The following is a 20,023-nucleotide window of genomic DNA, read 5'->3' on the forward strand; positions in this document are numbered from 1 at the left end:
CGATGCTTGCGGGACATCCGGGAAGAGATGGGCACTGGCGAATGGTGGAGCTGAGCGGGATCGAACCGCTGACCTCGTCATTGCGAACGACGCGCTCTCCCAACTGAGCTACAGCCCCGTCCACCAGTGCGAGCGGCATTTAGTGCGCCGGACTCCGCCCTGTCAACGATCAATCGCCGGCCGGCCCGGCATGGCCCAGCCGCGGCTTGCTTGCGATTCGACCGGACGATGGCTACATCGGGATGGCTATCGCAAAGGTTTCGGATTTTCATGCTCGCAGTCACCTACGTGCTCTACCAGGCGCTCAACCTCTATTGGTGGATCGTCGTCGCCTCGGCCGTGCTCTCGTGGCTGTACGCCTTCAACATCGTCAATCCGGGCAATCCGTTCGTCGACTCGATCGGGCGGTTCCTGTGGCAGCTGACCGAGCCGGTCTACCGCCGGATCCGACGCGTGCTGCCGGACCTCGGCGGCATCGACCTGTCGCCGCTGGTCGTGCTCTTCGGCATCATGTTCCTGCAGTATCTCATCGTCTACTACATCAACCCGGCGATCATGCAGGCCGGCGTCTGATCCTCGGCGCGTCCTGATGACGACCGGCTTCTGGCGGCCGGTCGAGGGGGGCGTGCTGGTCGAGATCCGGCTGACGCCGAAATCTGCCGCCGACCGGATCGAGGGTATCGTCGCCGCTTCCGACGGATCGGTCCGGCTGAAGGCGCGGGTGCGGGCAGTGCCGGAGGACGGCAAGGCGAACAAGGCGATCGAGCAGCTCCTCGCCAAGGCGCTCAACATCCCTAAAAGTGCGGTGCGCATCGTCGCCGGTCACACCGCGCGAGCGAAGACGCTGCGAGTCGAGGCCGATCCGCAAGCGATCGGGGCGGCCCTCGATCGTCTGGGCGGGTAACCCGCTACTCCGAAGACCTGTCGCATCACACACCGCGCCGCGCGCGGATGATGGCAGTTTCCCTGGTTCGGCGCATGAAAAAGCCGCGCGACCCAAGAGGATCGCGCGGCTCGGTATCTGACGTGACAGGCTGGCCGCCAAGGCGGCCAGCGGGCGCTTTAGCGGCGGCCGAAGCGCACGACGGAGGCGATGTCGCCGCGGTCGATGCCGATGTCGGCGAGCTCGCGGTCGTTCATCTGCTCAAGCTGGCGGATGTCCGCGCGATGGCTGCGGAAGGATTTGAAGCGGGAGGCGAACTGGCGAAGCATGGGAGTTGTCCGGTTAAGAGAATCTGATGACCGTCACATAAGATGGCTGGATGCCTATTAGGAGTGCATTTTGCTGCACTTCTGTTGTGCATTCTGCGCATGGCACGATCATAGTTCCTTCATCCTTCGTTAGGGATTGTCGGCCGTCACACCCCAGCCGAGCCTCGGAACAACAAAAAAGGGCGCGGCGATTGCTCGCCGCGCCCTCTTTTTCTTACGTAAGAGTGGAGTGCCGTCAGGCCTTCTTGGCGTCGAAGCGCTGGACGGCCTCGCCGATCAGGCGCTTGGCCATGGCGGAATCACCCCAGTCGCCGATCTTCACCCATTTGCCGGGCTCGAGATCCTTGTAGTGCTCGAAGAAATGCGCGACCTGCAGCAGCGTGATTTCCGGCAGGTCGCTATATTCGGAAACGTTCTCGAAACGCCGGGTGATGTGCGGCGACGGCACGGCGATGATCTTCTCGTCCTGACCGCTGTTGTCCTCCATGACGAGGACGCCGATCGGCTTGCAGTTGATCACGCAGCCGGGAAACAGCGGCCGGGTGTTGCAGATCAGGACGTCGATCGGGTCACCATCGTCGGACAGCGTGTGCGGCACGAAGCCGTAATTGCCGGGATAGGTCATCGGCGTATAGAGGAACCGGTCGACGACGAGGCAGCCGGCTTCCTTGTCCATCTCGTACTTGATCGGGTGGCCGCCCAGCGGCACCTCGATGATGACGTTGATATCCTCCGGCGGATTGTCGCCGCGGGCGATCGCGTCGATGCGCATGATCTGTCCTTCTATGGGTCTGAGGAAAAGCCGTGCGGGTGCTTACCGGCTGGCGCATTGCGGCGCAACAAGCACGGCGGACGGGTGGCGTCGCGGCGCCCTCCTCAGTTCCAGGAGAAGGCGATCTTCGCCAGATGCCGTCCGTCGAAACTCTCGCCGCCTTCGGCGATGTCGACACCCCCGAGGCTGCGGTAGAAGCCGACCGCCGTATCGTTCTCAGCCAGCGCCCAGACGACGAGGCCGCTTAAGCCGCGATCGGCGAGCAGGCTCCTGGCGGAAGCAAACAGCCGGCTGCCGAAGCCGAGGCCCTGATATTCCGGCTTCAGATAAATCTCGTAGATTTCGCCCTCGGCCTTGAAGGCACTGGTGCGATTGCGGCCGATCGTCGCGTAGCCCACGGTTTCGCCGCCGAAATCGACGACCAGGATCCCGGCGCCGTTGCGCACCGCCCGGCCCCACCAGCCGGCATGCCGGCGGCCGATCATCTGGTTGAGGCAGCGATGCGGGATGATGCCGCGATAGGCGCCGCTCCAAGCCGCCTCGTGCACCGCGGCAAGCGCAGCAGCGTCGCAACTTTCCGCAAACCTGATTTCGGCAACAACGGTGGTCATCGATCGTTAACCATGTTCCGCCTGTTCCGATCCACTCTCGTCGAGAAAAACTGAACGGGCTATCGACCCGACAATCAAGATCGCGTGACGGACGGGGGACTCCGAAGCCGACTTCTCCCCGGATTTTGCGCTGAAGGGTGCCATCCGCAATGTAAGCAGCAATAAGTAAAATTTACTGGCTTCGTAGAATTTACGATTTTACCTAAGGCGGCTTGGCCGCTACTAGGATGGGAAAACGGTCAGTGCGGGCACCTCTGACTTGAAGGCCGATCGGCCATAACGGGAGGTTTCCATGCCCAACGGAACGAGACATCTGTTCATTCCAGGTCCGACGAATGTGCCCGACCGGGTGCGTCGGGCGATGAACGTGCCGATGGAGGACCAGCGCGCGCCGGACTTCCCGTCCCTGACGCTGCCGCTGTTCAAGGATCTGAAGACCGCCTTTCGTAACGAGAAGGGCCGCGTCTTCATGTACCCTTCCTCCGGCACGGGCGCCTGGGAAGCGGCGATCCAGAATACCCTGGCGCGCGGCGATAAGGTGCTGATGTCGCGCTTCGGCCAGTTCTCGCATCTGTGGTGCGAGATGGCGGTGCGGCTGGGGCTGGACGCGACGATTATCGATGTCGAATGGGGCGCCGGCGTGCCGCTCGAGGACTACGAGAAGGCGATCGCCGCCGACCGCGACCACGAGATCCGCGCCGTCTTCGTCACCCATAACGAGACCGCCACCGGCGTCACCTCGGACGTCGAGGGCGTGCGCAAGCTGCTCGACGCGCATTCGCACCCGGCGATGATCTTCGTCGACGGCGTGTCCTCCATCGCCTCGATCGATTTCCGCCAGGACGAATGGGGCGTCGATCTTGCCGTCGCCGGCTCCCAGAAGGGCTTCATGCTGCCGGCCGGCCTGTCCTTCCTGTCGGTGTCCGAGAAGGCACTGGCGGCGAGCCGCGACAACCGGCCGAAGATGGACCGCTGCTATTTCTCCTTCGCCGACATGATCACCAACAACGACAACGGCTACTTCCCCTATACGCCGCCGACGCAGTTCTTCCACGGCCTGCGCACCGCCCTCGACATGCTCTTCGAGGAAGGGCTGGAGAACGTCTTCGCCCGCCACCACCGGCTCGCCGAGGGCGTCCGGCGGGGCATCGCGGGCATGGGGCTCAAGCTGCAGGCCGTCGCGCCGCAATGGCATTCCGATACGGTCACGGCGATCCGCGTGCCCGAAGGCGTCGACGCCAACGCCGTTCTGCGGATCGCCTACGAGCGCTACAACACCTCCTTCGGCTCGGGCCTCGCCCGGCTCTCCGGCAAGGTGTTCCGCATCGGCCATCTGGGCGATCTCAACGAGGTGATGTGCCTTTCGGCTCTCGCCTCGGCCGAGATGGCGCTGGCCGACGCCGGCGCCCGGATCGAACTCGGCTCGGGTGTCGCCGCGGCACAGGCCTATTACCGCGAGCGCCACGCCGCCGGCGCCGAGAGCCGGGAAGCCGCCGAATAGCAGCGGCCGTCCTCGCTACAGGCGGGCGCGATCAGTCGAACTCGGCGAGCAGCGACGGTATGGCGCCCAGCCGCTCGACCTGCCGGAACAGCTTCTCGCCGACCGGCGGCTCGGCGTGCTCGACCACCCAGGTCAACGCATGCGGGACATGCACCCCGACACTGCCGGCGGCGATCGCCGGCAGCACGTCCGACTTCAGCGAATTGCCGATCATCATCGCCCGGTCGGGCCCGTCGCCATGACGTGAGAACACGCGCCGGTAGGTCGCCGCATTCTTGTCGCTGACGATCTCCACCGCGTCGAAATAGTCGCCGAGTCCGGAGGCCGCGAGCTTACGCTCCTGGTCGAACAGATCACCCTTGGTGACCAGGACCAGCCGGTAACGCCCGGCAAGGCCCGCCAGCGTCACCTCGGCGTCCGGCAGGGTCTCCACCGGATGTGCCATCATCTCCCGTCCGGCATCGAGGATCTGCCGTATGGTCTCCGGGCCGGCTTTGTCGCGAGTGATGTCGAGCGCCGTCTCGATCATCGACAGGACGAAGCCCTTGATGCCGAATCCGTAATGGGCAAGGTTGCGCCGCTCCGCAGCCAGCAGCCGCTCCGACACGTGCGCGCCCTCGGCATGCGGCGCGAGGATCTCGCGGAACCGCGCCTCGGTGAGCTGGAAGAACTGCTCGTTCTCCCAGAGCGTGTCGTCGGCATCGAAGCCGATCGTGGTCAGCCGACGCATCGTATGGCTCCTGCCTGCCGATATTCGGGCAGAAGCGGATACACGCTGGATGGGCAGCAGTTCAAGAGACCTGTCGGGTCGACTATTCGCGCCAGCGGCGCCTACGAGTTCTTCGGCTCGCCGAAGATCCGGGCGAGGAACTCTTCCAGCCAGCGGCGCACCGGCGCGTCATAGATCGCCCGACCGTCGAAATGCTGGCGCCGTCCCTGCGCCCCGGCGAGATTCAGCCGCTCGTGGCCGCGCGTCGTCCAGCGATGCATCATCGCCAGCGTCAGCTCGGCGTGGAACTGCACGCCATAGGCAGCCTTGCCGTAGCTGAACGCCTGGTTGGGGTACCAGTCGCCCTCGGCGAGCCGCCGCGCGCCGCTGGGCAACTCGAACCCCTCGCGGTGCCATTGATAGACCATGCCCGGCCAGTGCGGCATCAGCAGCCGCCCCTCGGTGGTCGGGCGCAGCGGATAATAGCCGACTTCGGCCAGCCCCTCCGGGTGCGGCCCGACACTCGCGCCGAGATGCTTGGCGAGCATCTGGGCGCCGAGGCAGATGCCGAGAAAGGGCTTCTCCTCGCGCAGCGGCACGTCCATCCAGTCGACCTCCCGGACCAGATGAGCGTCGGTGTCGTTGGCGCTGGGCGGGCCGCCGAAGACGACGGCGCCGCGATGCCCCTCGAGCGTCTCGGGCAGGGGATCGCCCATCACCGGCCGCCTGATGTCGAGCCGGACGCCATGTTGCTCGAGAACCTGGCCGACGCGGCCGGGGGTCGACGTCTCCTGGTGCAGCACGACGAGGACCGGGCGCTGGTCCGCACCGTCGAGGCGGTAATTGTGTTTGGCCGCGCTCGTCTCCATGGCGTTAGGTGCGCTGTTGTCCGTATCCTGGAAGGCCATGGCTCAGTCGGGATTCCCGCTCCGGTTCGCTGCCTCCCGTTTCATCAACATCCTGTCCCTGGTGGAGACGCCGAGAAGATCGGCGACCCGCCAGATCACATTGTCCTCCAACTCGTGGACCGACCCGTCGACATAGGTGACCTCCCAGAGGAGCTCGATGAACCTCACGCGGCGCTCTTCATCGAGCTCGGCCTTCAGCACCGAGGTGAAGCGGTACAGATCGACCGCCTCTGCATCGGCTGCCTCGCCGGCGGCCACGATCCGTGTGGTCTCTGCCGCCGTCAGACCGAATTCGTCGGCCAGCACCGCGTGCAGCCGTTCGCGCTCCGCCTCGGTCACGATGCCGTCGGCATCGACGACGTGATAGAGCAGCGCCGCCGCAGATACCCGCACGTCGTCCGCGCCGCGGTCCTCCGTCACGGTGTCGTCGGTCCCGATCGACCGGATGAAATCCCGAAAGGCGTCGAACATTATTCCTCGCTGGCGCGCCGGCCGTGGACGCCGCATGTGAGCATGACGGCGGCTGCCCGCAAGCCGGCTGCCGCACAGAGCGGCGACGGGCTACCCGCCAAAGTCCGACGGACGACGCGCCGCGCCGTCATGCGAAGCGGGCTTCCTTGCGTTCTTCGTCGGTGAGGGCTTCCGGCTTCTTCTTCCCGTTGGCGGGCTCGACCGTTCCCGTGTTGGCGGCTGGCATGTGCTTGCCGGCACCGTTCGACGACGGCTCGGTCGAAGCGCCGGCTTCCGGTTTCGCCGGCGCCGGATCGGATGCGGGCTTTTCGGCCGACACGGTACTGGCGGGAACGGGCATCACCGGCGGCGTCACCGGGGTGACAGTCTGCTCGTGCCCTGCCTCGATCGTTTTCGCGCGGTCGCCGGCTTGCGCCTCGATCACCGGACCGTCCTCTGCGCCGATACGCTCGACCGGCACCTTCCACTGGAAGGCGTCCAGCCGGCCGGTCACCGGCGAGATCGGCGCCCAGTGCTCGGCGACCATGCCGTCGGCGGTCCACGCCGGATCGCGCGGCGCCCGGATGGCGCGGGCGAGCCATTCGCGGACCCGTCCGACTTCACCCGTATCTTCTTCCTCGATATCCGCCAGGAGGAGATAGACGCTCTCGCGCGGTTCCGCTTCGACGGCGGCCAGCGCAGACGAGCGCGCAAGCTTGAGGTCCCCGGCGTCGAGCGCGGCCCGCGCCAGGCTGATCTCCGCCTCGACATGGCCGGCGCGAAGCCCATGCAGCTTTTGCGCGCGCTTCAGCCGGTCGTCGGCCGAATCGCCCGGACGGGCGTGCACATAGGCTTCGGCGATTTCCGGATGCGGGTTGTTGACCCAGCTCGTCTCGAGGATCTTAGAGCCGCGGCGAAGATCGCCGAGCCGGAAAAGCGCCTGCGCGGCAACGAGGCCGGCCGGCACCAGATCCGGCGCCAGCTTGTGCGCCTCGACGCCGGCCGTGCGCGCCGTCTCGGGATCGCCCTCGGCAGCGCCCATCGCCTTGGCGGTGAGCAGCACGGCGCGCAGCCGCTTGGATTCGTCGCGGTCGATCAGCCTGGTGTTCTTCTGCGCCTCGAGGATCTCGAGCGCACCGTTCCAGTCGCCCGCCAGCGACTTGGACTCAAGCACGGCGCCGCCGGCCCATGGCACGTGCGGTGCGATCCGGACCGCCCGCTCGGCATAGTGGCGCGCCGCACCCTCGTCGCCGACTCGTTCAGCTTCCAGGAACAGGCCGCGCAGCGCCAGCAGCCGCGTCTCCGGATTGCGCTCCATGTGCTCGAAGGTCGAACGGGCACGGGCATGATCGCCCTCGATCATCGCCGTCTGGGCGTCGAGGAAGCGGATCAGCGGCTCCTTCTGGACATCGAGCAACTTGTTGCTGCGCTTGGTCATCCGCCGCGCCAGCACCGCGTCGCCGGCACCCGCCGCGATGATGCCCGTGGACAGCGCTTCATAGCCGCGGTCGCGCCGGCGCGTGCTCCACCAGTTGCCGATCGCACCCGGCGTCCTGAAGAAGGCGCTCACCAGCCAGACGACCAGCAGCACTGCGGCGAGCAGCAGGCCCAGCGCGATGATGAAGACCATCAGGCTCATGTCGGCCTGCTGCCCCTGCCATACGAAGCTGACCTGGCCGGGATTGTCGGCCAGCCAGGCAAAGCCTATGCCGGTGGCCAGAACGACGAGAAGGAAGGCGAGGATTCGCAGCATGTCCGTTCCTTAGCCCTGATTTTCCGGGGCGGCGGGCTCTTCTGCCCCTTGCCCGCCATCGCCGGATGCGGCGGGCGCGCCGGCCAGCGTCTCCGAGACGATCCGCTCGGCGGCAAGGCGGGCCGCGACATCGCCCGCGAAATCGGCGCTGGCGTCCTTCGCAGGCTGCGGCAAGGCCTCCCACTCCGTCTGCCAGGCGGCGAGATCGCCGCTGGCAATCGCCGCATCGAGGCGCGACAGGGCCGCCGCCGGGCCCGGCTCGCTGGCGGGAGCCGGCCCCGCAGGGCGCACCTGGACGAGCGAGCGGAGGCCCGAGAGCAGTTGCTCGCCCACAGGCGCGTCGGGCTGGGCAGGACGCAGCGCGTCCGCGATCCGTGCCTCGGCGGCTGGCCAGGCCGCCGTCAGCGAGGCGACCGAGGGAACACCATCGGCCGCAAATTCGCGCAGCGCGTCCGTCGAGCCGGCAGTCTCCGCCGACTGCGCATAGGTTTCGAGTTCGCCCATGAACGGGCCGCCACGATCGATGGCGGATTTGAGATTGGCAGCGGCGAGCGCCGCATCGGCCCGGCGGTTGCGCTGTTCCATCGCGGCCAGCCGCTCGTCGAACCCGGCAAGCGCCCCGTCGATGCGGGCACCCGCCTGCTCGGCCGCTTCCTGGGCGGCCGCGGCTGTGTCGCGCGCTTCCGTCGCCGCTTCCTGGGCGGCAGTGGACGCCGCACTGGCAGCGTTGGCGGTTTCCTGCGCGGCCGTCGCGGTCTGCTGGGCAGCCTCTGCGGCTTGCTGCGCTCCGGTAGCCGTTTCCTGGGCCCCGGTGGCAGTCTCACCCGCACCATTCGCTGCCTGTTGCGCCGCGGCCGCAGCCTCGCTGGCCTGCTGCGCACCGGCGGTGCTGGACTGCTCGAGCGCGTCGATGCGCTGACCCAGCGTGTTGAACTGTTCGCTCGTCGCAAGGCCTTCGACGGCGGGCGCCGCGGCTGCGCCGTCCATCTGCTGGCGCAGCGTCGTCACCTCGCCGTTCAGCGCCTCGAACTGCTCCGGAGTGACGGAGGCAGCCTGCTCGCCCTGTTCGGCCTCGCCGAGCGACGGCAGCACGCCGGCGGCTTGCAGCGCCGCGCCGCCGCCGAGGGCGATGAGCGCACCGACGATGCCAGCGGCGAGCGCCGTGCCGAAGCCGCTGCCGGTCTTCGCCGGTTCTGCGGTGCGGGCCGGTGTGGACGTCGCCGCCGGGCGCGAAGCCGGCGACGACGCAGAGCTGACGGAGGCGGTCGTACCCGCACTCGTGCCCGTCGCGCCTGACTTTGCAGCCGCTGCGCCGGTGGCCGCCGCCGCGCTCGCGGTTCCTTGATCCCTGGAGCTGCCCGACGGGGAAGACGGCCGCGCCGAGCCGGCGCTGCCAGGCGTGCTGGCCGACGATCCCGAAACGCTGGCGGACGGGGTCGCCGAGGCGCCTAGTCTGGAAGACCCGGCGGAGGAAATGGATGCAGCCGCCGTGGAAGGGCTCGAAGCCGCCGCGCCGGCGGGCTTGGCACTATCAGCACCTGCGCCGGACGCCGATGTCGCGGCCGGCCTGGCACCGCCCGTGCCGGAGGAAGCCGATGCGCCGCTCGATGTCGGCAGGCTGGCGGACTTGGCGCCGCTCGTGCCGGCGTCTGAAACTGCGGCGCTGGCTGGCTTGGCACCGCTCGTGCCCGATCCGGCGGAAGCAGCCGGACCGCTCGCGCTCGAACCGGCGGAGGCCGCGGCATGGCCCGGCGTACGACCGGCGACGGCTGGCGCGCCCGCCGGAGTGGCCGGCTGCTTCGGCGCGGACGATCCGGCGGCAGGCGTCGCACTCGCTGCCGTTCCGCCGATGCTGGGCGCGACGCCGCGGACGCTCGCCGGGACCGAGCTCGAGGCGCCGACCGTCGTCGCCGGCTTGGCGTCGTCACCGTCGGCTGGCTTCCTGTCGGCGTCGTCACCGGCCGGCGTCTTGTCCGTTTCCGCAGACTTGGGCGGATGCGGCGCGTCGGGGGCGAGGCCCTCCTCGGCGGCGAACTCCGCCAGCGTCTCGCTGCCCTTGCTGTCGCTGGCCTTCGTCGACGTGTACTTCACGCCGGACGACGAGGAGCTCTTGCTGCTGGCCGAACTCGACCCCGCGGCAGCGGAAGTTGCGGCGGGTTTCGTGCCGGACGATGCCGAAGGAGACGGCGCCGCGTCCGGCTTGCCCTGGCCCGCCGGCACCCCGCGCTCCGCCGCGCTCTTGGCTTCACCCGGACGCGCCGTTGCGCCGTCGGCCTTGTTCTTGTCGCCGTCTGTCACTGGTTCAGCCTTCAGGTCGATCGTCTGGCCGCGCGTCTTGCTCGGCTTCGAGCGCCGGGGACGGTTGGTCATCGATTTAGCTCCATTCTCGCCGGACGGGCGGCTGCGCGGGTCCGAACCACCACAGCGCGCCGCGCCATCATTGGTCCTTCATTCGCACCGGTCGCGCAAGCAGCGGTCTCTTCGAGTCAGGAACTAGGTTAGCCGAGCCATTCGAAAAGCGACGCAAGGCTCCTGTCGGGCGAAATCCGCGCACGGCGCCGAAGTTCCGCCGGCAGCGCCGCCGCGATGCGCTCCGACAGCGCCAGCACGGCAGGCAACGGGGTGAAGCGGTCCGGCATGGCTCTGCAAAGCCCGGCAAACGCCGTCGCCTGCCCGACGGAAAGCACCAGGACGCCGTCGGGCGCGCGCCCCGCAAGCACTTGCGCAACGGTCGCAGGGTCCGGTTGCGAGGGGCGAACGGCATAGACCTCCCACACCGCGCAGCCGAGACCGGCATCGGCCAGCGCCGTCTCCAACGTCCCCGTCCGGGTCCGGCCCGCAGCGTAGAGAATGGTCGCGCCGGCTGGCAGGACGTCGGCGGCCATGGCTCCCATGCCGTCGGCGGCCCCGCCTGCCGCCCGGACATCGCGAAGGCCGGCGTTCCGGGCAGCCGAGGCGGTTGCCTCGCCAACGGCAAAGAGCGGCCGCGGGTCATCGGGAAAGGCGTGTGCCAGGGGTGCCACGGCATGAGCGCTGGTGACCGCGAAAGCGGCAAAGGCACCGACCGGCGGCGGCGCGCCCAGCGTCTCGACGGTTTCCAGCGGCAGCACCAGCGGCTCATGGCCGCGTGCCGCCAGTTCCGCCGCCGTTCGCGCGGCGGCGTCGGGCTCGCGCAGGATCAGGACACGCATGGGCGCCGCGCGCCGGCGGCTTCGATCACTTCGCCCAGCCGGCGAAGAAATCCGGCCCCGCCGCTTCCAGAACGTCGCGCCCGGCCATCCGGCCGATGATCTCGGCATCCTCGGCGAGCCCCGTCCGCCGCGTCTCGTGCATCTGGCCGCCGTCCGGCGTCAGGATCATGCCGTGCAGCGTCATCGAGCCGTCCTCGTGCATCTCGGCATGCGCGGCGATCGGCGTGCGGCAGGATCCGTCGAGCTCCGCCAGGAACGCCCGCTCCGCCGTCAGCGCGACCGTCGTCCGGTGGTCGGCGATGGCGGCGACGAGGTCGGCGGTCTCCTGGTCGCCCGCGCGGCTCTCGATGCAGATCGCGCCCTGCCCCGGCGCCGGGGGGAAACTCACGACGTCGAGGACGTCCGTCGCGACATGGCTCATCTCCAGCCGATTCAGGCCGGCGAGCGCCAGCAACGTCGCGTCGACCTGGCCTTCCTCCAGCTTGCGCAGCCGGCTCTGCACGTTGCCCCGGAAGGTGATGACGTTGAGGTCGGGGCGGAGCCGCTTCAGCAGCGACTGCCGGCGCAGCGATGCCGAGCCCACCGTCGCCCCGTGCGGCAGCTCGTCGATGGTGCGGACCTCGCGGCCGATGAAGGCGTCGCGCACGTCCTCGCGGGGCAGGAAGGCAGTGATCGCCAGCCCGTCCGGGATCGCCGTGGACATATCCTTCGACGAATGCACCGCCAGATCGATCTCGCCGCCGAGCAGCGCCAGCTCGATCTCCTTGGTGAACAGGCCCTTGCCGCCAACTTCGGACAGCGGCCGGTCGAGGATCCGGTCGCCGGAGGTAGAGATCACCGTCACCTCGAAGCGCTCCGCCGGCAGGCCGTGGGCAACCATCAGCCGGGCCCGCACCTCGCTGGCCTGCGCCAGCGCGAGTTGACTGCCGCGTGTTCCGATGCGGATGATTCCGTCCGTCGCCAAGGCGGGCCTCCCGGTTCATTGCGTCCGCGGCTTGCGCCGCGCGCCGGCCTCGCGGCGCGGTCCTCATGCATAGAAGATCGAGGCGGCGAAGATCAATCGCGGGTGGCCGAGCACGACCCGGCGGCTTCCATCTTGCGCCGGAACCGGTAGAACGGCGGCGCGAAGGAACAGCCCATGACAGCGACACCGATCCTCGGCATCGAGACGAGCTGCGACGAGACCGCTGCGGCGGTGGTCGGCCGCGACCGTGACGGCGTGCCGGTGACCCTCGCCAATGTCGTGCTCAGCCAGGTTGCCGAACATGCGGCCTTCGGCGGCGTCGTGCCGGAGATCGCCGCAAGGGCCCATGTCGAGGCGCTGGACGGCATCGTCCGCGCCGCGATGGACGACGCCGGGCTCGGCTTCGGCGACCTTGCCGCAGTCGCCGCCACCACCGGCCCGGGCCTCGTCGGCGGCCTGATCGTCGGCGCGATGACCGGCAAGGCGATCGCGGCGGGGCGCGGCCTGCCCTTCGTCGCGGTGAACCACCTCGAAGGCCACGCCCTCACCCCCCGCCTCACCGACCGGCTGGATTATCCCTATCTCCTGCTGCTGGTCTCCGGCGGCCATACACAGATCCTCCTGGTGCGCGGCCTTGGCGCCTATGAGCGCTGGGGCACGACGATCGACGATGCGCTGGGCGAGGCCTTCGACAAGACGGCCAAGCTCCTGCAGCTGCCGCAGCCCGGCGGGCCGAATGTCGAGCGGATCGCGGCCACCGGAGATGCCAAGCGCTTTGCCCTGCCGCGGCCGCTGCGCGGCGAGGCGCGGCTCGATTTCTCGTTTTCCGGCCTGAAGACGGCGCTCCGCCAGGCCGCGGAGGCTGCCGCGCCCCTCTCCGACGGCGACGTCGCCGACCTCTGCGCCAGCTTCCAGGCCGCCGCCGCCGACAGCCTCGCCGACCGCACCCGGCGGGCGCTGGAGCGCTTTCGCGCCGAGTTCCCCGGCCTTGCCGATCCGGTCCTCGCCGTCGCCGGTGGTGTCGCCGCCAATCGGGCGATCCGCACTGCGCTGGAAGCCGAAGCCGCGAAGGCCGGCGTGCGGCTCGTCGCGCCGCCCGCCGCGCTTTGCACCGACAATGCGGCGATGATCGCCTATGCCGGGCTCGAGCGCTTCGAGGCCGGCCACGTCGATGGGCTGGAGGCGCCGGTGCGCTCGCGCTGGCCACTCGACGCCGGCGCCGTGCCGCTGGTCGGCTTCGGCCGCCGCGGAGCCAAGGCATGAGCCGCTTCGCCGTCGTCGGCGCCGGCGCCTGGGGCACCGCGCTCGCCAGTCTCTACGCGCGGGCCGGTCATGCCGTCACGATCCTCGCCCGCGACCCGGACACCGTCCGGGCCATTCAAGAGGACCGCTGCAATCCGCGCTATCTGCCGGATCTGACGCTGCCGGACGGCCTCAATGCGACGCTGGACCCGCAAGCGGCGCTCGGCAACGCCGGGATCGTCCTGCTGGTGGTCCCGACCCAGAGCCTGCGTACAGCCGTGACGGCACTGAAGCCGTATCTGCGCCAGGATCAGTTGATCGTGCTCTGCTCCAAGGGCATCGAGCAGGACACCGGGCGCTTCGCGTCCGACATTCTCGCCGAGGAACTGCCGGGCCATCGCCTCGCGGTCCTCTCCGGCCCGAGCTTTGCGGCCGATGTCGCGCGCGGCCTGCCGACGGCGGTGACCATCGCCGCCGACGAGGCCGAGGCCGCCGACGAGGCGGCGCGCCTTCTCTCCACCGAGACATTCCGCGGCTATGCGGCGACCGACATGCGCGGCGTCGAGGCAGGCGGGGCCTTGAAGAACGTGCTGGCGCTCGCCGCCGGCGCGGTCGCCGGGCGCGGCCTCGGCGCCTCGGCGCAGGCGGCGGTGATCACCAGAGGCTTCGTCGAGTTGCGCCGTCTGGGCGCCGCGCTCGGCGGCCGGCCGGAAACGCTGATGGGCCTGTCGGGGCTCGGCGACCTCGTCCTCACCTGTTCCAGCCCGCAATCGCGCAATTTCGCCTACGGCATGGCGCTCGGCCGCGGCGGCGACCGCACCGGGCTGAAGCTCGCCGAAGGCGTCCACACGGCCGGCATCGCTGCGCGGCTCGCCGAAGAGCGCGGCATCGACGCCCCGATCATCGCGACGGTTGCGAAGATCCTTGCCGGTGGCATGGATGTCGGCGAGGCGGTACAGGCGCTCCTGGCGCGTCCGCTGAAGCGCGAATTCGATTGATGCCGGCCCCAGGGTCGCTAACTTGCCGCCGCGGCCATGCGGCCGCCTTTATCCAGAACTGACCGAGGAAATTTCGATGCTCTACGCCCTGCTCTGCGACGACAAGCCGAATTCGCTGCAACTGCGGATGGATACGCGGGCCGAGCACCTGGCCCATCTGAACGGCCTCGGCGACGCGCTGAAATTTGCCTGCCCGTTTCTCGACGAAAACGACAAGCCCTGCGGCAGCATGGTGGTGATCGAGGCGGAGAGCCGCGAAGCGGCCAAGGCCATCGCCGACCGCGACCCCTATGCCGTCGCCGGCCTGTTCGAGACCGTGACCGTCCGGCCCTGGAGCTGGGCCATCAAGAACCCGGCGGCCGGCTGAACGGAGCACGATCATGCGCTACTGGCTGTTTAAGTCCGAGCCCGAGAAATGGTCCTTCGACCAGCAGAAGAAGGCCGGCGCCAAGGGCCAGGAATGGGACGGCGTCCGCAACTATCAGGCGCGCAATTTCATGCGCGAGATGACGGTGGGCGACCGCGGCTTCTTCTATCACTCCAACGAGGGAAAGGCGGTCGTCGGCATCGTCGAGGTGATCGCCGAGGCGCATCCGGATTCGACCGCCAAGGACGGCAAGTGGGAGTGCGTCGACATCAGGGCGGTGATGGACGTGCCGAACCCGGTCACGCTCGATGCGGCGAAAGCCGAACCGGCGCTGAAGGACATGGTGCTGGTCAACAACTCCCGGCTCTCCGTCCAGCCGGTGACGGACGCCGAATTTGCCAGGGTCTGCGAGATGGGCGGGCTCGATCCGGCCAAGGCCGCGAAGGGCTGACCCGCGTTGCTCGGTCGCAGGGCGGAACCAGCACCGGCGAAGAACATTTCCGGAACATCCTCATGTTCGGAGATCAACAATGGCAACGCCCGACCCGAAGAACGACAACACCTCGAACACCGAGAAGGACCCGGCGGAATGGACCACCGGCGGCGAGCCGATGACCGGTGCGCAGGGCTCCTATCTGAAGACACTCTGCGAGGAGACCGGCCACGAATTCGATGCCGGCCTCTCCAAGGCGGACGCGTCGATCCTGATCGACAAGCTCCGCGGCGAGAGCGACCGGGTGAAGGCGGAAGGCTGAACCGGCCCTCTTTAATCGCTGCGGCCGCAATGGACAGGCACGGATGAAGCGCGACGACTTCATCCGTGCCAACACGTCGGTCCTCAGCCCGCCGCATGTGCCCGAGCTCCGCCTGCATCTGGCCGACGAGGCACACGGGCTGTGGCAGAAGACCGAGACCGAGCTCGATGCGATCGGCCTGCCGCCGCCGTTCTGGGCCTTCGCCTGGGCCGGCGGCCAGGGTCTGGCGCGGCATGTGCTCGACCATCCGGAGATCGTCGCAGGGCGAACCGTCGTCGACTTTGCCTCAGGCTCCGGCCTCGTCGCCATCGCCGCCGCCTTGGCCGGTGCGAGGTCCGTCACCGCCGTCGATACCGACCCGTTCTGCGGCGACGCGATCCGGCTCAACGCCGCCCTGAACGGGGTCGGCATCGACTTTGACGGCACGGACTGGATCGGCAGCCGCGTCAGGGAGGAATTACTGCTCGCCGGCGACGTCTTCTTCGACTGCGAACTCGCCGAAAGGCTCACACCGTGGTTCGACGATCTTGTCCGCGACGGCGTGACGGTCCTCGTCGGCGATCCCGGCCGGTCGTATTTGCCCCGCGACCGCCTCGACCATCTCGCGACCTACACGGTTCCAGTGACGCGGGCGCTGGAGGATGCCGAAATCAAACAGGTCGCGGTCTGGCAGTGGCGGCCGGCCTGAACCCAGGCCTGACCGCCCGCTCCCGGTCAGGCGGCGGGTCGCTTGATCAGCCGCACCGGGATCGACTTCGCCGCCGGCACATGCGCCCGGCGCGAATGGTGCCAGAGCGGCATCAGCGCGTTCAGCTCCGGATAATAGCCCGCGACGTTGCCCTTCGGCACCGAGAAGGCGTGGACGCGGTAGTCGTCGACCCGCCGCGAGATGCCATCGTCGGCATGCGTCTCGACATCGACGCGGTCATCGTCGCGCAGGCCCAGCCGGCGCATGTCCGCCTCGTTCATCAGGATCACCATCCGCGTGCCGCTGACGCCCCGCAGCCGGTCGTCATAGCCGTAGATGGTCGTGTTGAACTGATCGTTCGAGCGGACCGTCATCAGCTGCAGGACATCCTGCGGCCGCGTGTCGATGTCGGGATTGACGTCGAAGCCTTCCGGCACCTTGAAGTTGGCCTTTCCGGTCTCCGTACGCCACTCCCGCTTCGAGGCGCCGATGTCGCGGTGAAAGCCGCCGGGCTGCCGGAAGCGTTGATTGAAATACTTGAAGTCGCTCGGATAGGCCCGTTCGATCGCGTCGCGCACCTTGGCATAGTCCGCCGCCCACTCGTCCCAGGGAATGGTCGAGCGACCCGGGACCGTCGCCTTGGCGAGTTCCGCGACGATCTTCGGCTCGGACAGGAGTTCCTTCGACGCTGGCTCGCGCAGCCCGCTGGAAGCATGGATGCAGGCCGTCGAATCCTCCATCGACACCGTCTGCTCGGCGCCCGCCTGAACGTCGCGCTCGATGCGGCCGAGGCACGGCAGGATGTAGGAGACTTCCGACGTCAGCAGGTGATTGCGGTTGAGCTTTGTCGCGATCTGGACGTTGAGGCGCATCTTCGGCCAGGCCTCCTCGACCAGCCGCGTTTCCGGCACGGCGCGCGAGAAATTGCCGCCGAGCGCCACGAACCCCTTCACCGACCCGTCGATGATCCCCTGGCAGGCCTCGACCGTGTCGAGACCCTTCTCCTTCGGCACGGTGAAGCCGTAGAATTCCTCGAACTTCTCGACCGGGATCAGCTCCGGCTTCTCGGTGATGCCGACCGTGCGCTGGCCCTGGACGTTGGAATGGCCGCGGATCGGCGAGATGCCGGCGCCGGGCTTGCCGATATTGCCGCGCATCAGGAGGAGGTTGACCAGCATCTGCACGTTCTCGATGCCGTGCCGGTGCTGGGTGAGGCCCATGCCGTAATTGGCGATCACCTTCTCGGCCTTGGAGTAGACCCGGGCGACATGCTCGAGATCGTCGCGGGTCAGGCCCGAGCAGCGCGCGATCTCGTCCCAGTCGGCAGCCCGCAGGAAGGCCTCGAAGCTCTCGAAATCGTGGCAGTGCTCCTCGATGAAGGCCGTGTCGAGGACGCGCTTCTTGCCGGCGGCCTTTGCCGTGTCATCGAGGTCGAGCAGCGCCTTGCCGATGCCGGTCATCGCCGCGATGTCGCCGCCGCCGTTCAGCTGGAAATAGTCGCTCGACATCTTCACCCCCTCGTCGGGGCTCAGCATCTCGATCGGTGATTGCGGGTTCTTGAAGCGCATCAGCCCGCGCTCGGGCAGCGGGTTGAAGGTGATCACCGGCACGCCCCGCTTGCGGGCGTCATGCACCCAATGCAGCAGCCGCGGCGCGTTCGTCCCGGTATTGTGGCCGAAGAAGAACATCATGTCGCACTGGTCGAAATCCTCGATCGTCACCGTGCCGACCGGCGAGCCGATCGATTCCGGCAGGCCGACCGAGGTCGATTCGTGGCACATGTTCGAGGAGTCGGGCAGGTTGTTGGAGCCGTAGATCCGGGTGAACAGTTGCCACATATGCGAGGCCTCGAGCGAGGCGCGGCCGGAGACGTAGAACACCACCGATGTCGGATCGAGCTGGTTCAGCTCGGCACCGATTTCCCGGAACGCATCCTCCCACTTCACCGGCACGTATTGGTCGAGGCTCCGGTCGTAGCGCATCGGCGTGGTGAGCCGGCCCCGCTTCTCCAGCTCGTGGTCGGTCCAGTTCATCAGTTCGCTGACACGGTGCCTGGCGAAGAACTCGCGGTCGCAGCGTTTCGGCGTGATCTCCCAGATCGTCGCCTTCGCGCCGTTCTCGCAATACTCGAACGCCCGCGGCTTGGCGGGCTTCGCCCACGAACAGGAGACGCACATGTAGCCGTCCGCCTTGTTCTGCCGCTGCAGCGTCGACCAAAGCGTCGACGCGAGCAGGCCCTCGCCCGCCGCATGGGACACCAGCGACTTCACCGAGCCCCAACCACCGGTCGGCTCGTCGTAAGGCTCGATCGTCGGCTTGTCGGTAATCTCGCTGCGATCCATGGCGGGGGTCCCTTTCGAGGCGATGCGCGTCGTGCCGGCCCAACTGGCGTCAGGGCTCCTTTTCGCAACTCGGCAACCGCGCCCCGGTTGCAACAGGTGGACACACCACTTCGTCAGGCGGCACCGCCCGGTCGCGAATGATTGCCGCGTCTGGATGCATCACTTTCACCTGACAGGATCGTGACCTAGCGCTCCACCTGCAGCCGCGTCCTGGGCGACAGGAATGGCGAAAGCCGCAGCATGTCCGTCGGCGAAACCGCGACGCAGCCGGCCGTCGGAGGGTAGCCGGGCCGGGCGATGTGCAGGAAGATCGCGCTGCCGCGACCCCGTCCCCGCCGCCGCATGTTCCAGTCGAGCACCACGACGAAATCGTAGAGCCTGTCGGTCCGCGCCATGCTTTCGGTACTGGCCGGAAAGGGCAGCCGCACCGGGCGGTTGTAGGCGGCATGCGTCGGTGCGTCGCACCACCCGTCGACCCCGCTGCGGGTGCGGCGGACGGGAAGGCGCGTCGACGGCAGGCGCATCCGCCCGGGCCGGAACCACGCAGACAGGAGAGCCATGGTGGCGACCGGCGTCGCCCCGTCTCCCTCGCGCTTGGCGATCGTCGTACCCGACCGGCCTAGCGCGCAAGGCAACCGCAGGATTCCTGCCGACAGGATCCCCCTTTGCGGCGACCTCGGGGCCCGTCGCACGACGATCGTGCGATTTCTTGCTGTCATCGGCGGTGGTCCCCCTGACGAACGACGAATTTCGCCTATGTGTTCTCACGAATTGTTACAGGCAGCCGGGCTCGGCTTATCAGGCCAGGCTTCGCAAGACAGCACCGGACGACGACACCGCATGAGCGCACGCAGCATTCTCATTGTCGATGACGACGACGACCTCCGCCAGACGCTGGCCGAGCAGCTGGCCCTGCACGAGGAGTTCATCGTCCTCAACGAGCCGAACGCCACCAGGGCGATCAACACCGCGCGCGCCGGGCTGATCGACCTCGTGGTGATGGATGTCGGACTTCCCGACATGGACGGCCGCGAGGCGGTGAAGGTCCTGCGCAAGAGCGGGTTCAAGTCGCCGATCATCATCCTTACCGCCCAGGACACCGATTCCGATACGATCCTCGGCCTCGAAGCCGGGGCAAACGACTACGTCACCAAGCCGTTCCGCTTCGCCGTGCTGCTTGCCCGTATCCGGGCGCAATTGCGCCAGCACGAGCAGAGCGAGGACGCGACGTTTCAAGTGGGTCCCTACGTCTTCAAGCCGAGCCAGAAGCTCCTGGTCGACGACAAGGGCGGCAAGATCCGGTTGACGGAGAAGGAGACGGCGATCATCCGCTATCTCTATCGCGCCGACCGCCGCGTGATCACCCGCGACATCCTGCTCGAGGAAGTCTGGGGCTACAATTCCGGCGTCACGACGCACACGCTGGAGACGCACGTCTACCGGCTGCGCCAGAAGATCGAGCCGGATCCCTCCAATGCCCGCATCCTGGTGACCGAGTCCGGCGGCTACAAGCTGGTTCCGTAAGTTCGGACAGGAGCCGTAGAGGCTGCCCGCGCGGCA

At 68.1% G+C, this 20,023-nt stretch carries 24 protein-coding genes and 1 tRNA gene; 12 read left to right on the forward strand and 13 right to left on the reverse strand.

Going from position 1 to position 20,023, the window contains the following annotated elements; translation table 11 throughout:
- Positions 1-42: 42 nt before the first annotated feature.
- Positions 43-118, reverse strand: a tRNA-Ala gene (locus GGR03_RS14075).
- A 152-nt stretch (positions 119-270) separates the two neighbouring features.
- On the opposite strand from GGR03_RS14075, the gene GGR03_RS14080 reads away from it, so the two are divergent.
- Complete coding sequence (locus GGR03_RS14080; RefSeq protein ID WP_183209033.1) at positions 271-573, forward strand: YggT family protein; 303 nt, start codon at positions 271-273, stop codon at positions 571-573.
- Between the two features lie 16 nt (positions 574-589).
- Entirely contained in the window at positions 590-904 is a 315-nt protein-coding gene (locus GGR03_RS14085) for a DUF167 family protein (RefSeq protein WP_183209034.1), read from the forward strand.
- Positions 905-1,062: 158 nt separating this feature from the next.
- On the opposite strand, the gene GGR03_RS14090 is transcribed toward GGR03_RS14085, so the two are convergent.
- The 3 genes from GGR03_RS14090 to GGR03_RS14100 all read right to left on the reverse strand — a co-directional run bounded on the left by GGR03_RS14090 (position 1,063) and on the right by GGR03_RS14100 (position 2,595).
- Positions 1,063-1,212 carry a DUF1127 domain-containing protein gene (locus GGR03_RS14090; RefSeq protein WP_183209036.1) on the reverse strand — a complete coding sequence of 50 codons (150 nt, stop codon included), beginning with the start codon at positions 1,210-1,212 and terminating at the stop codon, positions 1,063-1,065.
- A 235-nt stretch (positions 1,213-1,447) separates the two neighbouring features.
- Entirely contained in the window at positions 1,448-1,984 is a 537-nt protein-coding gene (gene ppa / locus GGR03_RS14095) for an inorganic diphosphatase (protein ID WP_183209038.1), read from the reverse strand.
- A 104-nt stretch (positions 1,985-2,088) separates the two neighbouring features.
- Positions 2,089-2,595 (reverse strand): GNAT family N-acetyltransferase, encoded by a 507-nt coding sequence (locus GGR03_RS14100; protein WP_183209040.1) that lies wholly within the window; start codon positions 2,593-2,595, stop codon positions 2,089-2,091.
- A 292-nt stretch (positions 2,596-2,887) separates the two neighbouring features.
- On the opposite strand from GGR03_RS14100, the gene GGR03_RS14105 reads away from it, so the two are divergent.
- On the forward strand, positions 2,888-4,096 hold the full coding sequence (locus GGR03_RS14105) for a pyridoxal-phosphate-dependent aminotransferase family protein (protein ID WP_183209042.1): 1,209 nt from the start codon (positions 2,888-2,890) through the stop codon (positions 4,094-4,096).
- Positions 4,097-4,127: 31 nt separating this feature from the next.
- Here the strand turns inward: GGR03_RS14105 and GGR03_RS14110 are convergent, their stop codons facing one another.
- From GGR03_RS14110 to GGR03_RS14130, 5 genes are all read right to left on the reverse strand, one after another.
- Positions 4,128-4,826: an HAD family hydrolase gene (locus GGR03_RS14110; protein ID WP_183209044.1), complete on the reverse strand. Its 699-nt coding sequence runs from the start codon at positions 4,824-4,826 to the stop codon at positions 4,128-4,130.
- A gap of 101 nt (positions 4,827-4,927) precedes the next feature.
- On the reverse strand, positions 4,928-5,674 hold the full coding sequence (locus GGR03_RS14115) for a glutamine amidotransferase (protein WP_246368023.1): 747 nt from the start codon (positions 5,672-5,674) through the stop codon (positions 4,928-4,930).
- Positions 5,675-5,716: 42 nt separating this feature from the next.
- The gene (locus GGR03_RS14120; RefSeq protein ID WP_183209048.1) at positions 5,717-6,184 is read right to left on the reverse strand and encodes a tellurite resistance TerB family protein; all 468 of its coding nucleotides are present in this window, start codon (positions 6,182-6,184) and stop codon (positions 5,717-5,719) included.
- Between the two features lie 127 nt (positions 6,185-6,311).
- On the reverse strand, positions 6,312-7,916 hold the full coding sequence (locus GGR03_RS14125; protein ID WP_246367961.1) for a heme biosynthesis protein HemY: 1,605 nt from the start codon (positions 7,914-7,916) through the stop codon (positions 6,312-6,314).
- 9 nt (positions 7,917-7,925) lie between these two features.
- Positions 7,926-9,008 carry a COG4223 family protein gene (locus tag GGR03_RS14130; RefSeq protein WP_183209050.1) on the reverse strand — a complete coding sequence of 361 codons (1,083 nt, stop codon included), beginning with the start codon at positions 9,006-9,008 and terminating at the stop codon, positions 7,926-7,928.
- 37 nt (positions 9,009-9,045) lie between these two features.
- On the opposite strand from GGR03_RS14130, the gene GGR03_RS14135 reads away from it, so the two are divergent.
- On the forward strand, positions 9,046-9,261 hold the full coding sequence (locus tag GGR03_RS14135) for a hypothetical protein (RefSeq protein WP_183209051.1): 216 nt from the start codon (positions 9,046-9,048) through the stop codon (positions 9,259-9,261).
- Between the two features lie 54 nt (positions 9,262-9,315).
- Entirely contained in the window at positions 9,316-10,413 is a 1,098-nt protein-coding gene (locus tag GGR03_RS14140; RefSeq protein ID WP_183209052.1) for a hypothetical protein, read from the forward strand.
- A gap of 1 nt (position 10,414) precedes the next feature.
- On the opposite strand, the gene GGR03_RS14145 is transcribed toward GGR03_RS14140, so the two are convergent.
- Together GGR03_RS14145 and hemC are read right to left on the reverse strand one after the other, a co-directional pair.
- The gene (locus GGR03_RS14145) at positions 10,415-11,107 is read right to left on the reverse strand and encodes a uroporphyrinogen-III synthase (RefSeq protein ID WP_183209053.1); all 693 of its coding nucleotides are present in this window, start codon (positions 11,105-11,107) and stop codon (positions 10,415-10,417) included.
- Between the two features lie 25 nt (positions 11,108-11,132).
- Positions 11,133-12,071 carry a hydroxymethylbilane synthase gene (gene hemC, locus GGR03_RS14150; protein ID WP_183209054.1) on the reverse strand — a complete coding sequence of 313 codons (939 nt, stop codon included), beginning with the start codon at positions 12,069-12,071 and terminating at the stop codon, positions 11,133-11,135.
- A gap of 174 nt (positions 12,072-12,245) precedes the next feature.
- Between hemC and tsaD the strand changes: the two genes are divergently transcribed.
- The 6 genes from tsaD to GGR03_RS14180 all read left to right on the forward strand — a co-directional run bounded on the left by tsaD (position 12,246) and on the right by GGR03_RS14180 (position 16,121).
- Positions 12,246-13,334: a tRNA (adenosine(37)-N6)-threonylcarbamoyltransferase complex transferase subunit TsaD gene (gene tsaD / locus GGR03_RS14155; protein WP_183209055.1), complete on the forward strand. Its 1,089-nt coding sequence runs from the start codon at positions 12,246-12,248 to the stop codon at positions 13,332-13,334.
- Positions 13,331-14,311, forward strand: a complete 981-nt coding sequence (locus GGR03_RS14160) for an NAD(P)H-dependent glycerol-3-phosphate dehydrogenase (RefSeq protein WP_183209056.1) — start codon at positions 13,331-13,333, stop codon at positions 14,309-14,311. Before tsaD ends, GGR03_RS14160 begins: the two co-directional genes overlap by 4 nt.
- A gap of 76 nt (positions 14,312-14,387) precedes the next feature.
- Positions 14,388-14,678, forward strand: coding sequence for a YciI-like protein (locus GGR03_RS14165; RefSeq protein ID WP_183209057.1), 291 nt, complete (start codon positions 14,388-14,390; stop codon positions 14,676-14,678).
- Between the two features lie 13 nt (positions 14,679-14,691).
- Entirely contained in the window at positions 14,692-15,129 is a 438-nt protein-coding gene (locus tag GGR03_RS14170; RefSeq protein WP_183209059.1) for an EVE domain-containing protein, read from the forward strand.
- Positions 15,130-15,208: 79 nt separating this feature from the next.
- Positions 15,209-15,433, forward strand: a complete 225-nt coding sequence (locus GGR03_RS14175) for a DUF3072 domain-containing protein (RefSeq protein ID WP_183209061.1) — start codon at positions 15,209-15,211, stop codon at positions 15,431-15,433.
- 43 nt (positions 15,434-15,476) lie between these two features.
- Positions 15,477-16,121 carry a class I SAM-dependent methyltransferase gene (locus GGR03_RS14180; RefSeq protein ID WP_183209063.1) on the forward strand — a complete coding sequence of 215 codons (645 nt, stop codon included), beginning with the start codon at positions 15,477-15,479 and terminating at the stop codon, positions 16,119-16,121.
- Positions 16,122-16,147: 26 nt separating this feature from the next.
- Here GGR03_RS14180 and GGR03_RS14185 read toward each other — a convergent pair whose 3' ends face one another.
- Together GGR03_RS14185 and GGR03_RS14190 are read right to left on the reverse strand one after the other, a co-directional pair.
- Positions 16,148-18,463: an FdhF/YdeP family oxidoreductase gene (locus tag GGR03_RS14185; protein ID WP_183209065.1), complete on the reverse strand. Its 2,316-nt coding sequence runs from the start codon at positions 18,461-18,463 to the stop codon at positions 16,148-16,150.
- Positions 18,464-18,648: 185 nt separating this feature from the next.
- On the reverse strand, positions 18,649-19,098 hold the full coding sequence (locus GGR03_RS14190; RefSeq protein WP_246367963.1) for a L,D-transpeptidase family protein: 450 nt from the start codon (positions 19,096-19,098) through the stop codon (positions 18,649-18,651).
- Between the two features lie 205 nt (positions 19,099-19,303).
- On the opposite strand from GGR03_RS14190, the gene GGR03_RS14195 reads away from it, so the two are divergent.
- The gene (locus GGR03_RS14195; RefSeq protein WP_183209069.1) at positions 19,304-19,987 is read left to right on the forward strand and encodes a response regulator transcription factor; all 684 of its coding nucleotides are present in this window, start codon (positions 19,304-19,306) and stop codon (positions 19,985-19,987) included.
- Positions 19,988-20,023: the final 36 nt, after the last annotated feature.

Source organism: Aurantimonas endophytica, assembly GCF_014196845.1.
Classification (GTDB): domain Bacteria; phylum Pseudomonadota; class Alphaproteobacteria; order Rhizobiales; family Rhizobiaceae; genus Aurantimonas; species Aurantimonas endophytica.

Bases quoted from the DNA above. Each gene is read 5' to 3' on its own strand.
- GGR03_RS14080 (WP_183209033.1), top strand. From the start codon at position 271: ATGCTCGCAGTCACCTACGTGCTCTACCAGGCGCTCAACCTCTATTGG.
- GGR03_RS14085 (WP_183209034.1), top strand. From the start codon at position 590: ATGACGACCGGCTTCTGGCGGCCGGTCGAGGGGGGCGTGCTGGTCGAG.
- GGR03_RS14090 (WP_183209036.1), bottom strand. From the start codon at position 1,212: ATGCTTCGCCAGTTCGCCTCCCGCTTCAAATCCTTCCGCAGCCATCGC.
- ppa (WP_183209038.1), bottom strand. From the start codon at position 1,984: ATGCGCATCGACGCGATCGCCCGCGGCGACAATCCGCCGGAGGATATC.
- GGR03_RS14100 (WP_183209040.1), bottom strand. From the start codon at position 2,595: ATGACCACCGTTGTTGCCGAAATCAGGTTTGCGGAAAGTTGCGACGCT.
- GGR03_RS14105 (WP_183209042.1), top strand. From the start codon at position 2,888: ATGCCCAACGGAACGAGACATCTGTTCATTCCAGGTCCGACGAATGTG.
- GGR03_RS14110 (WP_183209044.1), bottom strand. From the start codon at position 4,826: ATGCGTCGGCTGACCACGATCGGCTTCGATGCCGACGACACGCTCTGG.
- GGR03_RS14115 (WP_246368023.1), bottom strand. From the start codon at position 5,674: ATGGAGACGAGCGCGGCCAAACACAATTACCGCCTCGACGGTGCGGAC.
- GGR03_RS14120 (WP_183209048.1), bottom strand. From the start codon at position 6,184: ATGTTCGACGCCTTTCGGGATTTCATCCGGTCGATCGGGACCGACGAC.
- GGR03_RS14125 (WP_246367961.1), bottom strand. From the start codon at position 7,916: ATGCTGCGAATCCTCGCCTTCCTTCTCGTCGTTCTGGCCACCGGCATA.
- GGR03_RS14135 (WP_183209051.1), top strand. From the start codon at position 9,046: ATGAGCGCACCGACGATGCCAGCGGCGAGCGCCGTGCCGAAGCCGCTG.
- GGR03_RS14145 (WP_183209053.1), bottom strand. From the start codon at position 11,107: ATGCGTGTCCTGATCCTGCGCGAGCCCGACGCCGCCGCGCGAACGGCG.
- tsaD (WP_183209055.1), top strand. From the start codon at position 12,246: ATGACAGCGACACCGATCCTCGGCATCGAGACGAGCTGCGACGAGACC.
- GGR03_RS14160 (WP_183209056.1), top strand. From the start codon at position 13,331: ATGAGCCGCTTCGCCGTCGTCGGCGCCGGCGCCTGGGGCACCGCGCTC.
- GGR03_RS14165 (WP_183209057.1), top strand. From the start codon at position 14,388: ATGCTCTACGCCCTGCTCTGCGACGACAAGCCGAATTCGCTGCAACTG.
- GGR03_RS14170 (WP_183209059.1), top strand. From the start codon at position 14,692: ATGCGCTACTGGCTGTTTAAGTCCGAGCCCGAGAAATGGTCCTTCGAC.
- GGR03_RS14175 (WP_183209061.1), top strand. From the start codon at position 15,209: ATGGCAACGCCCGACCCGAAGAACGACAACACCTCGAACACCGAGAAG.
- GGR03_RS14180 (WP_183209063.1), top strand. From the start codon at position 15,477: ATGAAGCGCGACGACTTCATCCGTGCCAACACGTCGGTCCTCAGCCCG.
- GGR03_RS14185 (WP_183209065.1), bottom strand. From the start codon at position 18,463: ATGGATCGCAGCGAGATTACCGACAAGCCGACGATCGAGCCTTACGAC.
- GGR03_RS14195 (WP_183209069.1), top strand. From the start codon at position 19,304: ATGAGCGCACGCAGCATTCTCATTGTCGATGACGACGACGACCTCCGC.